At 73.0% G+C, this 14,660-nt stretch carries 17 protein-coding genes; 12 read left to right on the plus strand and 5 right to left on the minus strand.

The features are described from left to right. Positions 1-52 precede the first annotated feature (52 nt). From ACWEV0_RS23940 to ACWEV0_RS23955, 4 genes are all read left to right on the plus strand, one after another. Positions 53-1,057, plus strand: a complete 1,005-nt coding sequence (locus ACWEV0_RS23940) for a proline racemase family protein (protein ID WP_453151465.1) — start codon at positions 53-55, stop codon at positions 1,055-1,057. Continuing rightward, complete coding sequence (locus tag ACWEV0_RS23945; protein ID WP_453151466.1) at positions 1,054-2,118, plus strand: proline racemase family protein; 1,065 nt, start codon at positions 1,054-1,056, stop codon at positions 2,116-2,118. The genes ACWEV0_RS23940 and ACWEV0_RS23945 overlap by 4 nt, the downstream gene beginning before the upstream one ends. Beyond that, positions 2,115-3,068 (plus strand): ornithine cyclodeaminase family protein, encoded by a 954-nt coding sequence (locus tag ACWEV0_RS23950; protein WP_453151467.1) that lies wholly within the window; start codon positions 2,115-2,117, stop codon positions 3,066-3,068. Before ACWEV0_RS23945 ends, ACWEV0_RS23950 begins: the two co-directional genes overlap by 4 nt. Before the next feature lie 79 nt (positions 3,069-3,147). After that, positions 3,148-3,864, plus strand: a complete 717-nt coding sequence (locus tag ACWEV0_RS23955) for a GntR family transcriptional regulator (RefSeq protein ID WP_453151468.1) — start codon at positions 3,148-3,150, stop codon at positions 3,862-3,864. A 37-nt stretch (positions 3,865-3,901) separates the two neighbouring features. On the opposite strand, the gene ACWEV0_RS23960 is transcribed toward ACWEV0_RS23955, so the two are convergent. From ACWEV0_RS23960 to ACWEV0_RS23975, 4 genes are all read right to left on the minus strand, one after another. Beyond that, positions 3,902-4,333 (minus strand): PPOX class F420-dependent oxidoreductase, encoded by a 432-nt coding sequence (locus ACWEV0_RS23960; protein ID WP_453151469.1) that lies wholly within the window; start codon positions 4,331-4,333, stop codon positions 3,902-3,904. Positions 4,334-4,490: 157 nt separating this feature from the next. Further along, entirely contained in the window at positions 4,491-4,859 is a 369-nt protein-coding gene (locus tag ACWEV0_RS23965; protein WP_453151470.1) for a zinc ribbon domain-containing protein YjdM, read from the minus strand. Between the two features lie 25 nt (positions 4,860-4,884). Then, positions 4,885-5,430: a phosphatase PAP2 family protein gene (locus ACWEV0_RS23970; RefSeq protein WP_453151500.1), complete on the minus strand. Its 546-nt coding sequence runs from the start codon at positions 5,428-5,430 to the stop codon at positions 4,885-4,887. An 82-nt stretch (positions 5,431-5,512) separates the two neighbouring features. Continuing rightward, positions 5,513-6,877 (minus strand): diacylglycerol/lipid kinase family protein, encoded by a 1,365-nt coding sequence (locus tag ACWEV0_RS23975; protein WP_453151471.1) that lies wholly within the window; start codon positions 6,875-6,877, stop codon positions 5,513-5,515. Positions 6,878-7,071: 194 nt separating this feature from the next. Here ACWEV0_RS23975 and ACWEV0_RS23980 point away from each other — a divergent pair, with 194 nt between their 5' ends. Both ACWEV0_RS23980 and ACWEV0_RS23985 read left to right on the plus strand, forming a co-directional pair. Beyond that, positions 7,072-7,506 carry a GNAT family N-acetyltransferase gene (locus tag ACWEV0_RS23980; RefSeq protein ID WP_453151472.1) on the plus strand — a complete coding sequence of 145 codons (435 nt, stop codon included), beginning with the start codon at positions 7,072-7,074 and terminating at the stop codon, positions 7,504-7,506. A gap of 82 nt (positions 7,507-7,588) precedes the next feature. Then, entirely contained in the window at positions 7,589-8,140 is a 552-nt protein-coding gene (locus ACWEV0_RS23985; RefSeq protein WP_453151473.1) for a hypothetical protein, read from the plus strand. 22 nt (positions 8,141-8,162) lie between these two features. On the opposite strand, the gene ACWEV0_RS23990 is transcribed toward ACWEV0_RS23985, so the two are convergent. Beyond that, the gene (locus ACWEV0_RS23990) at positions 8,163-8,621 is read right to left on the minus strand and encodes a cyclic nucleotide-binding domain-containing protein (protein WP_453151474.1); all 459 of its coding nucleotides are present in this window, start codon (positions 8,619-8,621) and stop codon (positions 8,163-8,165) included. 219 nt (positions 8,622-8,840) lie between these two features. On the opposite strand from ACWEV0_RS23990, the gene ACWEV0_RS23995 reads away from it, so the two are divergent. From ACWEV0_RS23995 to ACWEV0_RS24020, 6 genes are all read left to right on the plus strand, one after another. Beyond that, positions 8,841-9,536: an alpha/beta hydrolase gene (locus tag ACWEV0_RS23995; protein WP_453151475.1), complete on the plus strand. Its 696-nt coding sequence runs from the start codon at positions 8,841-8,843 to the stop codon at positions 9,534-9,536. A 119-nt stretch (positions 9,537-9,655) separates the two neighbouring features. Then, complete coding sequence (locus ACWEV0_RS24000; RefSeq protein WP_453151476.1) at positions 9,656-10,411, plus strand: amino acid ABC transporter ATP-binding protein; 756 nt, start codon at positions 9,656-9,658, stop codon at positions 10,409-10,411. Between the two features lie 11 nt (positions 10,412-10,422). Beyond that, the gene (locus ACWEV0_RS24005; protein ID WP_453151477.1) at positions 10,423-11,277 is read left to right on the plus strand and encodes a glutamate ABC transporter substrate-binding protein; all 855 of its coding nucleotides are present in this window, start codon (positions 10,423-10,425) and stop codon (positions 11,275-11,277) included. Positions 11,278-11,287: 10 nt separating this feature from the next. Continuing rightward, positions 11,288-11,953 carry an amino acid ABC transporter permease gene (locus ACWEV0_RS24010; protein WP_453151478.1) on the plus strand — a complete coding sequence of 222 codons (666 nt, stop codon included), beginning with the start codon at positions 11,288-11,290 and terminating at the stop codon, positions 11,951-11,953. Continuing rightward, positions 11,950-12,867, plus strand: coding sequence for an amino acid ABC transporter permease (locus ACWEV0_RS24015; RefSeq protein ID WP_453151479.1), 918 nt, complete (start codon positions 11,950-11,952; stop codon positions 12,865-12,867). The genes ACWEV0_RS24010 and ACWEV0_RS24015 overlap by 4 nt, the downstream gene beginning before the upstream one ends. Before the next feature lie 150 nt (positions 12,868-13,017). Continuing rightward, positions 13,018-14,637: a molybdopterin-dependent oxidoreductase gene (locus ACWEV0_RS24020; protein ID WP_453151480.1), complete on the plus strand. Its 1,620-nt coding sequence runs from the start codon at positions 13,018-13,020 to the stop codon at positions 14,635-14,637. The last annotated feature ends 23 nt before the right edge of the window (positions 14,638-14,660 follow it).

The raw sequence follows: 14,660 nt of genomic DNA on the forward strand, positions 1-14,660 counted from the left end.
TGACCCGACACCGACCCGACACCGATCCGACCGACGCGACCGGGGGAGACCCATGCGTACCCGTCACATCTTCCACGCGGTGGACTCGCACACCGAGGGCATGCCGACCCGGGTGATCACCGGGGGAGTCGGGGTGATCCCCGGCGCCACGATGGCCGAGCGGCGGCTCCACTTCATCGAGCACCTGGACCACCTCCGCACCCTCCTCATGTACGAGCCGCGCGGCCACGCCGCCATGAGCGGCGCCATCCTCCAGCCGCCGACCCGGCCCGACGCCGACTACGGCGTGCTGTTCATCGAGGTGTCGGGCCTCCTGCCCATGTGCGGCCACGGCACGATCGGCGTCGCGACCGTCCTCGTGGAGACCGGCATGGTGCCCGTCACCGAGCCCGTCACCACCGTCCGGCTCGACACCCCGGCCGGCCTGGTCAGCGTCGACGTCCGGGTCGAGGACGGCGCCGCGAAGGCCGTCACGCTCACCAACGTGCCCGCCTTCAGCGTCGGGCTCGACCTCAAGGCCGAGGTGCCCGGCTACGGCACCGTCACCTACGACCTGGCGTACGGCGGCAACTTCTACGCCTTCGTCGACCTCGACTCCCTGGGCCTGCCCTTCGACCGGGCCCGCAAGCAGGACCTGCTGGCCGCCGGGCTCGCGCTCATGGACGTCGTGAACGCCGGCCCGGACCGCCCGGTGCACCCGGAGGACCCGGCCGTCGCCGGACTCAAGCACGTGTACCTGGCCGCCCCCGGCTCCGACGCGCGCCGCTCGCGGCACGCGATGGCGATCCACCCCGGATGGTTCGACCGCTCCCCGTGCGGTACGGGCACCAGCGCCCGGATGGCCCAGCTGCACGCCCGCGGGGAGCTCCCCCTGCACACCGACTTCGTCAACGAGAGCTTCATCGGCACCGAGTTCACCGGCCGGCTGGTCGGCGAGACGACGGTCGGCGGCCGGCCCGCCGTCGTGCCGACCGTCACCGGACGCGCCTGGCTCACCGGCACCGCCCAGTACTTCCTCGACCCGACCGACCCGTTCCCCGGAGGCTTCCTGCTGTGAGCACCGTGCACCCCCCGGAGGTGCGGACCACCGACTACCACACCGCCGGCGAACCCTTCCGGATCGTCGACCTCACCGCCGCCGACGCGCCACTCCCGCCCCCGCCCGGCGACACCGTCGCCGAACGCCGCGCCAACCTGCTCGCCCCCGGCGGCGACGGCACCGCCCCGCGTCCCGGCCTCCCGCACGAGGAGCTGCGGCTGCTCCTCGCGCGGGAGCCGCGCGGCCACTCCGGCATGTACGGCGGACTCGTCGTGCCGCCGGACGACGACGGCGCCCACTTCGGCGTGGTGTTCTGGCACAAGGACGGCTACTCGACGGCCTGCGGTCACGGCACCCTCGCCCTCGGCGCCTGGGCGGTCGACTCGGGCCGGGTCGCCGCGCCGGACGACGGGGACGCCCAGGTCCGCATCGACGTGCCGTCCGGCCGGGTCACCGCCACCGTGCACCGGGCCGGGGGCCGCACCACCGGCATCACCTTCCGCAACGTCCCGGCCCGCGTCACCGGCCGCGGGGTGAAGGCCGGCACGAGCCTCGGCCGCGTCGAGGTGGACCTCGCCCACGCCGGCGCCTGCTACGCCTCGCTCCCGGCCCGCGCCCTCGGCCTGACCGTGGACCGGGCCGCACTGCCCGAACTCGTCCGCGCCGCAGGAGAGATCAGGTCCGCTCTGCAGGGCCACCCCGCGACCCTGCATCCCGACGGGCCGCTGCTTTCGGGGGTGTACGGGGTGACCCTGTACGAGGAACTGCCCGACACCCCGACCGGGCCGCGCCAGCGCAACGTCACCGTCTTCGCCGACGGCCAGATCGACCGCTCGCCCTGCGGCTCGGGCACCTCCGCCCGGCTCGCCCTCCTCGCCGAGGACGGAGCCCTGGAGGAAGGCCGGGAACTGACCCACGAGTCCGTCGTCGGCACGGTCTTCACCGGCCGGGCCCTCCCCGGCGCGGCCGGCTCGGCGGACGGCCTGGTCACCGAGGTCACCGGCAGCTCGTACCGCACGGGCGAGCACCGGTTCACGCTCGACCCGAACGACGCCCTCGGCACGGGGTTCCGCCTGTGACGGCCGGCCTGCTCCACCTCGACGCCCCGGCCGTACGACGTCTCCTTTCCCCGGCCGGGGCGGTCGACGCACTCGCCGAGGCGCTCCGCGCCGGCCTCGACCCGGAGGCCGGACCGCAGCGGACCACCCTGCCGGTGCCCGCCGGCGAACTGCTCCTCATGCCCGCGGCCTCCGGGTCCTGGGCCGGAGTGAAGATCGTCGGCGTGGCGCCGGACAACCCGGCCGCCTTCGGGCTGCCCCGCATCACCGGCAGCTTCCTCCTCCTCGACGGCCCGACCCTGCGCCCGGTCGCCCTCATCGACGGCGCCGCGCTCACCACCCTGCGCACCCCGGCGGTCTCCGCCCTGGCGATCCGTCACCTCACCTCGGCAGACGGCGAGCTGAAGCTCGTGCTCTTCGGCTCCGGTCCGCAGGCGTACGCCCACCTCGAAGCAGTCCTCGCGGTACGGGACGTGGCGGAGGCGGTGGTCGTCGCCCGCCACCCGGAGCGCGCCCGCCGCGGCGCCGAGCGGCTCGCCCTGCACGCCCGCGACCTCGGCGTGCCGAAGGCCCGTACCGGCACGGTCGAGGACGTGGCCGGCGCGGACCTCGTGCTGTGCTGCACCACCGCCCGCACGCCCCTCTTCGACGGGCGGCTGGTGACGCCCGGCGCGACGGTCGTCGCCGTCGGCTCGCACGAGCCGGACGCCCGCGAGACCGACACGGCGCTCGTGCTCCGGTCCGCCGTGTACGTCGAGTCGCGTGCGGCGGCCCGGCGCGAGGCCGGGGATCTGCTGATACCGGAGGCCGAGGGCGCGATCGGCCCGGACCACATCGCCGGCACCCTCGCCGATCTGGTCGACGGCCGGGCGGCACCGCGGGATCCGAAGGCGCCGCGCCTGTTCAAGAGCGTGGGCATGGCCTGGGAGGATCTCGCGGTGGCCGTCGCCCTGTACCGCGCGGCGAGCTAGATCCTTTCGGCGGCGGCGGGCGGCGGCGGCGAAACGTGACATTGTACGCTGTGCCTCTGCGAGTTATCGGAGGATCAGCGTGGGTGACCTGAAGCAGCACAGTCTCATCAAGGCCCAGGAGCGGCTGCGCGACCAGGTCGGTCACGCGCTGCGGGCCGCCCTGATAGCGGGTGAACTCCGGCCGGGCAGCGTCTACTCGGCGCCCGGGCTCGCCGCCGAGCTCGGGGTGTCGGCCACCCCCGTGCGCGAGGCGATGCTCGACCTGGCGCGCGAGGGCCTGGTCGAGCCCGTCCGCAACAAGGGCTTCCGGATCACCGAGGTGAGCGAGCGCGAGCTCGACCAGTGCACCGAGCTGCGCATGCTCATCGAGGTGCCCACGGTCGGCCGGGTCACCGAACTCGCGAGCCGCGAACAGCTGGAGGAGCTGCGCCCGCTCGCCGACGAGATCGTCACGAAGGCGCGCGAGCACGACCTCATCGGCTATCTGGAGGCCGACCGGCGCTTCCACCTCACCCTGCTCGGACTGGCCGGAAACGACCGGCTCGTCGAGACGGTGAGCGATCTGCGCAAGCGGTCCCGGCTGTACGGGCTCACCGGGCTCGACGAGGCGGGCAAGCTGGTCTCCTCGGCGGAGGAGCACCGCGAGCTGCTCGACCTGATGATCGCCGGCGACCGCGCGGCGGCCGAGGCGTGCATGATGCGCCACCTCGGCCATGTGCGCTCCCTGTGGGCCGAGGCCCGCGACGAACCGGTCGAGCGCCCGGCCGGCCGGCTGGGCCCGGTCCGCAAGGGCTGAGCCGCTGCCGAAGGGACCCCGAGACTCTCAAGGGACCTCAGCGGATGCGCTGCCCGTACACCCGGTCGACCGTCATCCGCATGAGGACCCGCCGGTCGGCGACCATCGCCGCCCGGTACTCGTCCCAGTCCGGGTGCTCGCCGGCGGCCAGCCGGTAGTACTCCACCAGGGCCTCCACCTCCGGCCCCCGCGGGTCGGTCCCGGGCCCGGTCAGGGTCACCGTGCCCTCGGCGGTGGCCCAGGACCAGCCGTCCGGGGCGGTCACCTCCAGGGCCGCCCGCGGGTCGCGCCGCAGGTTGACGGTCTTGGCGCGGCCCTCGGTCATCGACACGTACAGGGTGTCGGTCTTCTCGTCGAAGAACGGCATCACGGGCGACAGCTGCGGGCGCCCGTCGGCCTTGAGGGTGGCGAGGACGCCGAGCCGGCTCTCGGCGAGCAGGGTGCGGGGATCGAACGATGCGGAAGTCATGTCCGCCTCCAAGTCCGGTACGGCACTGATCTGTTCCCCGCTGACCCGGGAACCGTCAGAATCCGGCCACGGCCACGGCCACGGCCACGACCAGGGCCAGGGTCACCGGAACCGCGACCTGTCCCACCACGTCCACGGTCCCGGCCCCGGTCCGGCGTCAGGCCTTCTTCACGACGCTGGACTTGAGCTGCATGGGGCCGAAGCCGTCGACCTTGCAGTCGATGTCGTGGCCGTCGACGCCGTCGACCAGGCGGATGTTGCGGACCTTGGTGCCGGCCTTGATGCCGGTGGGGCTGCCCTTGACCTTGAGGGTCTTGACCACGGTCACGGTGTCGCCGTCGGCGAGCACGTTGCCCACCGAGTCCTTGACGACCTTGGGGCCGCCCGCGGCACCGGTGTCGGCGCCGGACGCGCCGGCGGCGTCCGCGGACCACTCGTGGCCGCACTCGGGGCAGACGAGGAGGGCCCCCATCTCGTAGGTGAAGGTGCCGGAGCACTCGGGGCAGGGGGGAAGAGTCTCGTTCACCTCCCGATGGTAAGCGCCGCGGCCCTCACCTGCGCAAACGGGCGAGCGGCCGGTCACCCCACGGCGCCGCGTCGACGACCGCCAGGGCGGCGGCCGCGCTCGCCAGGCCGACGACCGCGCCGGCGGCGACGTCGCCGGGATAGTGCACGCCGGTGTGCACGCGCGAGTAGCCCACGGCCCACGCCAGCATGCCGAGCGGGAGCGCCGCCGCCGGGAGCTCCATCCCCACGGCCGAGGCGAAGGCGACGGCCGAGGCCGTGTGCCCGGACGGGAACGACGCCGACGTAGGCATCCGCACGTGCCGGTCCACCGATACCCGCGCCGCCTCCCGGTCCGGCCGGGACCGCCGCACCAGCCGCTTGCCGAGCAGGTTCGTGGCCGCCGAGGCCACCGCCACGGCGCCGAGACCGACGACCGCGGCCCGGCGCGGGCGCCGGCCCGCGAGGGCGAGGGCCGCGGCGACGGACAGGGAGATCTTGGAGTGGTCGGCCGCGTTCGACAGCCGGCGCAGGCCGCGGTCCAGGGCCGGGGTGGGCGTCGCGGCGACCGCCGCGTACACGGCGCCGTCCATGGCGCGCAGATCGGAGAGCACCGCCCGGAGCACGGACGAATCCGCTTCCGAGGCGACGGGCGGCACGGGGGGCACGGGCGACTCAGTCACGGGACTCTCCTCCGGCGCCGGTCCGGCTGCCGCGTTTGAAGGCCAGGGAAGCGACCCGGCGCCAGTCCAGGGGCTCGGTCGCCGACGGCGAACCGGGCCGGTCGCGGGGCACGACGACCCGCAGCGCGCGCGGGCGCAGGGTGCAGACGACGGGCGTCGGCAAGGTCAGGGCCTCGCCGTCCACCGCCACGGGCATGGTCCCGGTGTCGGCGGTGACCTCCACCCGTCTGGAGGTCAGCACGTTCAGACCGGCGGACTGCGTGCCCCGGACGGCGAGGGCGGCCGCCTGGGCCGCGCCATCCACCCGGACGCCGATCACGCCGAGCTTGCCGGTGTCCAGGCGGGGCCGGACGCCGCCGGCGAGCGGATCGGGGGAGTCGTACGGGTTGTTGCTGACCAGCAGCGCCTGCTGGCCGGGCAGCCGCGCATGGTCGGTCGCCGCGTCGAGGCGGCGGCCCGCGCCGCCCGCGAGCAGGTCGGGCAGCAGGTTCAGCGCGGTCTCCGCCTTGGCCGCCCGGTACTCCGGGCGCTGCACGACATCCGCGTACACCCCGAACGAGACCGTGTTGACGAACGGCCGGCCCGCCACGTCGCCCAGATCGACCCGTAGCTCCTCGCCGTCGGTCAGCGCGTCCAGACAGCGCGCCGGGTCCGTGCGGTCGAGCCCCAGGTCCATCGCGAAGTGGTTGCGGGTGCCGGCGCTGATCACCAGGAACGGCAGATCGTGTTCGGCGGCCACCGCCGCGACCAGCGCCTGGGTGCCGTCGCCGCCCGCCACCCCGAGGAGGTCGGCGCCCTCGGCGACCGCCGTACGGGCCAGCTCGGCCACGTCCATGAACTCCCCGTCGGGGCCCGGGCCGAGCACGACCACCTTGGCGCCGAGCCGCTCCGCCTTCTCGACGAGCCCGAACTGTGCGACCTTGCCGTCGCCCGACTTCGGGTTCATCAGGAGCACCGGCCGCCGGGGGCGCGCCGCGGGCACCGGCCGGCGCGAGCGCTCGGAACGCCGCAACGCCGTCCGGGCGCAGGCGAGGGCCACGGCCCACAGCGCCAGCGCGACCATGGCGGTCGACCACAGACCGCCGTGAATGTAGAGGTAGAGCAGGGCCGCGGGCGCGCCGAGCGCCAGCAGGGCGCCCAGGATCCGGGTCAGCCCGCGGTGCGCCAGGAACCACCACACGCCGGCCGCGCCCAGGCAGAGCGCGGCGAGGCCGCTGATGAGGATCACCAGACCGGCGCCGCCGAACGGCACGAACAGACCCACGACCGCCGCCACGGCGGCGAGCAGCGCGCACCGCGCGAAGAACCGCGCCCGCGCTTCCGCCCGTACGCCCGGGCGTGCCTGACCATCGTTCACAGTCCGCCGCCTTCCCCTGCCGACGACTCCGCATTCCTCACGACACCGCTTCGATCACGGCCCCAGCCTGGTGCCTCCCGGTGCGGCGCACCGCTCGCATCGGGCCGACCGGGTGACGGCGTACTCTCGCCACGCCGGCGTGTCCGACCGGATACCGATTGTGGCAGAGGCCGATCGACGACAAGATCGCTGAGATGCGCGATGAAGTGAAGCTCCGCGACGGCGTCGTCGTCCTGTCGCTCGTGGACCCGGCGCCGACCCGGCCCGACGACCTGCCCGAGCGCTGGCGCCCGCACGGCCCCGCGCTGACCTTCGCGATCCGGGCCGGACGGCCGGTCGGCACCCTCGAACTGCGCCCGGCCACCGCCGGGTTCGCGGCCGGCGACGTCGACCTGGCCTTCGCCCTCCATCCGGACGCCCGGGGCCGCGGCTTCGCCACCCGGGCCGTGCGGCTGGCCTGCGACCACGCCCGTACGGAGGGCGCCCGCCGGGCCGTGATCCTCGTCCCGGCCGGCCACACCGAGGCGGCCGCCGTGGCCCGCCGGGCCGGGTTCGCCCGCCGGGGCCAGATCAGCCACGCGGACGGAACCCTGTCCGACTGGCATGTGCGCGAACTCGTAGGCCACTGACGGCCTCACGGACCGGCCCGCCGTCCACCGACCGGTCGCGCCCGTGATGCCGGAGCCGTACCGCCTCACTAGCGTCGGCATCATGACCCCCACCCTCATTCCGGCCCTGCGCCGTCTCGCGCCGCCCGCCGCCGCGCTGGCCGCGGCCACCGGGCTGCTCGCCGTCGCCACCACCCCCGCCCACGCGCGGCAGGTGGTGGTGGTGGACCACTTCGACGAGACCCACACCGAGACCTACGACGCGCCGCTGGAAGGCTGTCTGCCCGCCGACCTCGTCGGCTCCGTCACCCTCACCGAGCACTCCGTCGGCAAGGTCGTCCGCAGCGGCCGCGCCCTGGTCGTGACCGGCCTCAACACGGTCGACTTCCGCATGACGCTGCCCGACGGGCGGACCGTGCGGAGCAACGTGAACTACGACCGATTCAACATCGTCCTCACCGCGCCGCACCACACCGTCGAGAGCACCGACACCCTCGACGAGCGCACCATCTACGCCGCCGACGGCACCCCCGTCGGCACGCTCACCATCAAGGAGCGCCGACGGTTCGTCTACGAGGACGCCAACCTCAACGGCATGCCCGACCCCGGCGAGGTCACCGTCGACCACAGCAGCTTCCGCCTCACCTGCGGCTGAGCAGCGGCCCGCCGGACCGGACTCAGGCCAGGATCCCGCTTCCGTGCGGCGCGTACAGGTCGAGCAGCCGCACCCGCGTCACATGGAGGCGGTGGGCGAGGATCTGGCCCACCCAGAACATCACGGAGGCGCCGAACTCCGCGTCCGTGCGGCACATCGACCGCACGGCCGTGGCGTCGAACTCGTAGGCCCGCACCGGCGTCATCGCCTCCGCGCCGGACTGGCACAGATACGGCGGGAACAGCCACGACAGACCGACCAGTTCGCCGTGCCGCAGCGTCTCGATCACCGGCCGGCCCCGCCCCGGCACCTTGGCGTCCAGGGTGACGGCGCCCGTCTTGACGATCCAGAACCGGTCGGCGTGGTCCTGCTCCTCGAAGAGCCGGTCGCCGGACTCGAAGTACACGTCCTCCGCGTAGGCCATGAGGCGTTCCCGGTGCTCGGCCGGCAGGGTGCTGACCTTGGGTGCGGCGGTGGTCATGGCGGGCCTCCTCGGACCGGGCGGATGCGATGCGTGCCCCCTCCGCATCCAGTGTCCGCCCGCCCCCGCCCGTACGCAGGCAGCCGCCGCCGTACGGGGCACGGGCGGCGGACGGACTCACACGGAAGCCGTACGGCCGCGACGGACGGTGGCGGACCCGTCACCCTCCGTCTAGCGTGAGCCGCGACCCCCACCACCCCCGTCCGAAGGGTGCCCCGCATGGCAGACAAGCCCGCCGTCGTCCTCGTCCACGGATTCTGGGGCGGCGCCGCCCACTGGTCCAAGGTGATCGTCGAGCTGCACAAGCGCGGCTACGACAAGCTCCACGCCGTCGAGAACCCGCTCACCTCGCTCGCCGACGACGCCGAGCGCACCCGCAAGATGATCAGGCAGATCGACGGACCGGTCGTCCTCGTCGGCCACTCCTACGGCGGCGCGGTCATCACCGAGGCCGGCGACCTGCCCAACGTCGTCGCCCTCGTCTATATCGCCGCCTTCGCGCCGGCCGAGGGCGAGAGCCCCGGCCAGATCAGCCAGGAGGTGCCGCCGGCCGGCCTCAGCAGCATCGTCCCCGACTCGGACGGCTACCTCTGGATCAAGAAGGACGAGTTCCACCAGACCTTCTGCCAGGACCTCACCGCCGACGAGGCCCTGGTCATGGCCGTCACCCAGAAGGCCCCGGTCGGCTCCACCTTCGGCGACGCCGTCACCACGGCCGCCTGGCGCACCAAGCCGTGCTGGTACCAGGTCTCGACCCAGGACCGTGCGATCCATCCGGACATGGAGCGCCGAATGGCCCGCCGGACGAACGCCCGCAAGATCATCGAACTGGACGCCGGCCACGCCTCCCTCGCCTCCCGCCCGGACGAGGTCTGCGACCTCATCGAGGCAGCGGCCCGCGAGACCGCGGGCTGACCGCGCCCGGCAGCCCCCGGGGCACGGTCGGCCCACTCCGGCGTGCGCCCGCCCGGCGCAGGGCGGAGCATGAACCTCAGGAAACAGCGGCCAGCGGGGGAGGGACCCAGGAGGGAGTCATGCCCGTCCCGGACGGCGGGGACGAACTCGTCGTACTGAAAGACGTCGACAAGCACTTCGGCCCGCTCCATGTGCTCCAGTCCATCGACCTCACCGTGCACCGCGGGGAGGTCGTGGTGGTCATCGGGCCCTCGGGGTCCGGCAAGTCCACACTCTGCCGTGCCATCAACCGCCTGGAGACGATCGACTCGGGCACCATCACCGTCGACGGGAAGCCACTTCCGGCCGAGGGCCGCGCACTGGCGGCGCTCCGCGCCGACGTCGGCATGGTGTTCCAGTCCTTCAACCTCTTCGCGCACAAGACCGTGCTCGACAACGTCACCCTCGGCCAGATCAAGGTCCGCAAGACGGACCGCAAGAAGGCCGAGCAGCGCGCCCGCACGCTCCTGCAGCGGGTGGGCGTCGAGACCCAGGCGGCCAAGTACCCGGCACAGCTCTCCGGCGGCCAGCAGCAGCGGGTGGCGATCGCCCGCGCGCTCGCCATGGAGCCGAAGGTGATGCTCTTCGACGAGCCGACCTCGGCGCTGGACCCGGAGATGATCAACGAGGTCCTGGAGGTGATGCAGCAGCTGGCCAGGGACGGCATGACGATGGTCGTCGTGACGCACGAGATGGGTTTCGCGCGTTCGGCGGCCAACCGCGTGGTGTTCATGGCGGACGGCCGGATCGTCGAACAGGCCACCCCGGACGAGTTCTTCAGCAACCCGCGCAGCGAGCGCGCCAAGGACTTCCTGTCGAAGATCCTCAAGCACTGATGGGTAGGACCATGAACCCGATCAACCCCCCGCGCGCCACCCGAAGGCTGACCCTGGCCGTGGCCGCGGCCGTCGTACTCTCCTTCACGGGCGCCGCGTGCAGCAGCGACAACAACAACGGCGGAGGCGGCGACAACAAGAAGGTCACCGTCGGCATCAAGTTCGACCAGCCGGGCATCGGGCTCAAGACCCCGAGCGGCGCCTACACCGGCTTCGACGTCGACGTCGCCACGTACGTCGCCAAACAGCTCGGCTACGACCCCAAGAACATCGAGTGGAAGGAGGCGAAGAGCGCGGACCGCGAGACGCTGCTGCAGCGCGGTGACGTGGACTACGTCGTCGCCTCGTACTCGATCACCCCCAAGCGCGAGGCGAAGGTCGACTTCGCCGGTCCCTATCTGCTCGCCCACCAGGACGTGCTGATCAGGGCGAACGACAACTCCATCACCAAACCGTCCGACCTGAACAACAAGAAGCTCTGCTCGGTCACCGGCTCGACCTCCGCGCAGAACGTCAAGACGAAGATCGCCCCGAACGCGCAGCTCCAGGAGTACGGCGGCTACTCCGAGTGCCTCACCGGCCTGCAGAACGGTGTCATCGACGCGCTCACCACCGACGACTCGATCCTCGCCGGCTATGCCTCGCAGCCCCAGTTCAAGGGCAAGTTCAAGCTCGCCGGCTTCAAGCTGAGCAACGAGAACTACGGCATCGGCGTCCAGAAGGGCAGCGAGCTCAAGGCCAAGATCAACGCGGCCCTGGAGAAGATGGTCGCCGACGGATCCTGGCAGGCCGCCGTGAACAAGAACTTCGGCCCGGCCGGTTACAAGAACGAGCCCGCGCCGAAGATCGGCGTGGTCGTCAGCTGAGAGGGCCGTCGTGTTCGACTTCCTCCAAGGCTATGACCTGCTGGGAGCCTTCTGGACCACGATCCGGCTGACCTTCTACTCAGCGATCGGCTCCCTGGTGTGGGGGACGCTGCTGGCCGCCATGCGGGTCAGCCCCGTCCCCCTCATGCGGGGCTTCGGCACCGCGTACATCAACATCGTCCGCAACATCCCGCTCACCGTCATCATCGTCTTCACCTCCCTCGGCCTCTTCCAGACCCTGGGCGTCAGCCTCGGCGCCACGGACTTCGACGTCATCAACTTCCGGCTCGCCGTCCTCGGACTCACCGCCTACACTTCGGCGTTCGTCTGCGAGGCGCTGCGCTCCGGCATCAACACCGTGCCCCTCGGGCAGGTCGAGGCCGCCCGCGCCATCGGCCTGAACTTCACCCAGACCCTGCGGCTGATCGTGCTGCCCCAGGCGTTCCGGTCCGTCGTCGGCCCGCTCACCAACGTGCTCATCGCGCTCACCAAGAACACCACCGTCGCCGCCGCCATCGGCGTCGCCGAGGCCGCCCTGCTGATGCGGGAGATGATCGAGAACGAGGCCCAGATCATCCTCATCTCCGCCATCTTCGCGTTCGGCTTCATCTGTCTGACGCTGCCGACCGGGCTGTTCCTCGGCTGGGTCGCCAAGAAGGTGGCGGTGAAACGGTGAAGCGCGAAGCCTCCGTCCTGTACGACGTCCCCGGGCCGGCCGCCCGGCGCCGGAACCTCCTGCTCACCCTGCTCTTCCTCGTCGCCCTCGCCGCCGTCGTCTGGTGGGTGGTGGTGAGCCTCGCCGACAAGAACCAGCTCGACTGGGCCAAGTGGTCGCCCTTCTTCACCGACTCGCAGACCTGGACCACCTTCATCCTGCCGGCGCTGAAGAACACCGTGATCGCCGCCGCGCTCTCCATGGTCATCGCGCTGCCGCTCGGCGCGCTCTTCGGCATCGCCCGGCTCTCCGACCACGGCTGGGTGCGGTGGGCGGCCGGCGTGGTCGTGGAGTTCTTCCGCGCCATCCCGGTCCTCATCCTGATGCTGTTCGCCAACGCGGCGTACGCCCAGTTCACCGACGTCAGCCCGGACAACCGGCCGCTGTACGCCGTCGTCACCGGCCTCGTCCTCTACAACTCGTCCGTCCTCGCCGAGGTGGTCCGGGCCGGCATCCTCGCACTGCCGGCCGGGCAGACCGACGCGGCCAAGGCCATCGGCATGCGCAAGGGCCAGACCATGACGTACGTGCTGCTTCCGCAGTCCGTGACCGCCATGCTGCCCGCGCTCGTCAGCCAGCTCGTCGTCATCGTCAAGGACACCGCGCTCGGCGGCGCGATGCTCGGCTTCTCCGAACTCCTCGCGTCCGTGCGCCCCATGAGCGCCAACTACGGCGCCAACACCATCGCCTCCTTCACCGTCGTCGCCGTCGTCTTCATCATCCTCAACTTCGCCCTCACCAGCTTCGCCTCCTGGCTGGAGGGCCGGCTGCGGCGCGGCCGCAAGTCGACGGGCGCGGTCGTCGGCGTGGACGCGGTGCAGGAACTGGCGGCACCTGGCGAGCACCCACCGGCGGGCGATGGCGACCGCGGGTGAGGCGAGGGCGGGCGAGGCGACGGCGCGCGAGGCGACGGCGGATGAGGCGAGGGCGGGCGAGGGCACGGCGCGTGAGATGCCCGCCCGTGACGCGACCGCCCCTGAGCGGAATGCTCAGATCCGCGGCCTGCCGTGCCGAGAATCAAGAGCATGAGCGCCCCGCCCCCGGCCCGCCCCACACCGCCCCCGCCCCCGGCGCGCCCCGCGCCGCCCACGGGCCGCACCCTCACGGACCGACTGCTCGCCGCGCTGGGCGGCCTCGCTTCCGGCTACGGCGGGCTCGCCGTCGCCGCGCTCGTCGCCGTCCTCGTCCGGCCCGAGGCCGGGCCCATCGCCGCCGTCGGCGACTGGGTCGTCGACCGCAGCCCGACCGGTGTCAAGGAATGGGCCATCCGCACCTTCGGCGAGAACGACAAGACGGTCCTGGAGGCCGGCATCATGGCGCTGCTCGCCGTCCTCGCCGCCCTCGTCGGCCTGCTCGCCCTGCGCAGCCTGCCCGCCGCCGCCCTCGTGGTGGCCGCCCTCGGCCTGGTCGGCATGCTCGCCGCCGTGACCCGCCCCGACTCCACGTCCGCCGCCGACGCGCTGCCCTCGCTCGTCGGAGCGGCCGCCTGCGCCGCCGTCCTGTACCTGCTCACCCGGCGGCTCACCGCCCCGCGCCCCGCCGCCACGACCCCGGACCGGCGCGGTTTTCTACTCGCCGGCGCCGGCGTCGTGGCCGGTGCCACCGGAACCCTGCTGCTCGCCCGCGGCGTGGGCGCCACCCGCTCCGAGAACGCCGGCGCGTCCCGCGACGCGCTGCGGCTGCCCCGGCCCGCCTCGCCCGCACCGGCCGTACCGCGCGGCGCGCAGCTCCCCGTCGACGGCATCAGCCCCTTCGTCACCCCCAACGACGACTTCTACCGGGTCGACACCGCCCTCGTCGTCCCGCGCCTCGACGCCACGAACTGGCGGCTGCGCGTCCACGGCATGGGCGTGCCCCGCGAACGCGTCTTCACCCTGGCCGAGCTGATGCGCCGCGAGGTGGTCGAGCGCGACGTCACCCTCGCCTGCGTCTCCAACGAGGTCGGCGGTTCCCTCGTCGGCAACGCCCGCTGGCTCGGCGTCCGCCTCGCCGACCTGCTGCGCGAATGCGGGGTCCGCCCGCCGTCCCGGGGCGGCCCGGCCGACCAGATCGTCGCCCGCTCCGCCGACGGCATGACCATCGGCAGCCCCGTCGAGACCGTCATGGACGGCCGGGACGCCCTGCTCGCCTTCGGCATGAACGGCGAACCGCTGCCCTTCGCGCACGGCTTCCCCGTCCGCATGGTCGTCCCCGGCCTGTACGGCTACGTCTCCGCCTGCAAGTGGATCACGTCCATCGAGCTGACCACCTTCGCGGCCTACGACGCCTACTGGGTGCCGCGCGGCTGGGCCGCGCAGGCCCCGGTCAAGACCGAGTCCCGCATCGACACCCCGAAGGCCTTCTCCAAGGTCACCGCCGGGCCCGCCCCGGTCGCCGTCGCCGGCGTCGCCTGGGCCCAGCACCGGGGGATCTCACGGGTCCAGGTACGGGTCGACGACGGCCCCTGGCAGGACGCCGAACTCGGCGCCGAGGACAGTAGCGACACCTGGCGCCAGTGGGTCTACCGATGGCCCCCCACCCCCGGCAAGCACACCCTCACCGTCCGGGCCACCGACGGTACCGGCGCCGTCCAGACCGAGCAGCGAGCCGACACGATGCCGGACGGAGCGACGGGCTGGCACTCGATCGAGGTCACGGCCCACTGAGCGGCCGGGCAGGCCGAGGCCGT

This window comes from Streptomyces sp. NPDC003943 (assembly GCF_053605265.1).

What these genes read in the sequence shown, in the direction of transcription:
- ACWEV0_RS23985 (WP_453151473.1), top strand. Translation starts at nt 7,589, where the DNA reads ATGACCCCCACCCTCATTCCGGCCCTGCGCCGTCTCGCGCCGCCCGCC.
- ACWEV0_RS24020 (WP_453151480.1), top strand. Translation starts at nt 13,018, where the DNA reads ATGAGCGCCCCGCCCCCGGCCCGCCCCACACCGCCCCCGCCCCCGGCG.
- ACWEV0_RS24000 (WP_453151476.1), top strand. Translation starts at nt 9,656, where the DNA reads ATGCCCGTCCCGGACGGCGGGGACGAACTCGTCGTACTGAAAGACGTC.
- ACWEV0_RS23940 (WP_453151465.1), top strand. Translation starts at nt 53, where the DNA reads ATGCGTACCCGTCACATCTTCCACGCGGTGGACTCGCACACCGAGGGC.
- ACWEV0_RS23960 (WP_453151469.1), bottom strand. Translation starts at nt 4,333, where the DNA reads ATGACTTCCGCATCGTTCGATCCCCGCACCCTGCTCGCCGAGAGCCGG.
- ACWEV0_RS23995 (WP_453151475.1), top strand. Translation starts at nt 8,841, where the DNA reads ATGGCAGACAAGCCCGCCGTCGTCCTCGTCCACGGATTCTGGGGCGGC.
- ACWEV0_RS24005 (WP_453151477.1), top strand. Translation starts at nt 10,423, where the DNA reads ATGAACCCGATCAACCCCCCGCGCGCCACCCGAAGGCTGACCCTGGCC.
- ACWEV0_RS23990 (WP_453151474.1), bottom strand. Translation starts at nt 8,621, where the DNA reads ATGACCACCGCCGCACCCAAGGTCAGCACCCTGCCGGCCGAGCACCGG.
- ACWEV0_RS23970 (WP_453151500.1), bottom strand. Translation starts at nt 5,430, where the DNA reads ATGGACGGCGCCGTGTACGCGGCGGTCGCCGCGACGCCCACCCCGGCC.
- ACWEV0_RS23980 (WP_453151472.1), top strand. Translation starts at nt 7,072, where the DNA reads ATGCGCGATGAAGTGAAGCTCCGCGACGGCGTCGTCGTCCTGTCGCTC.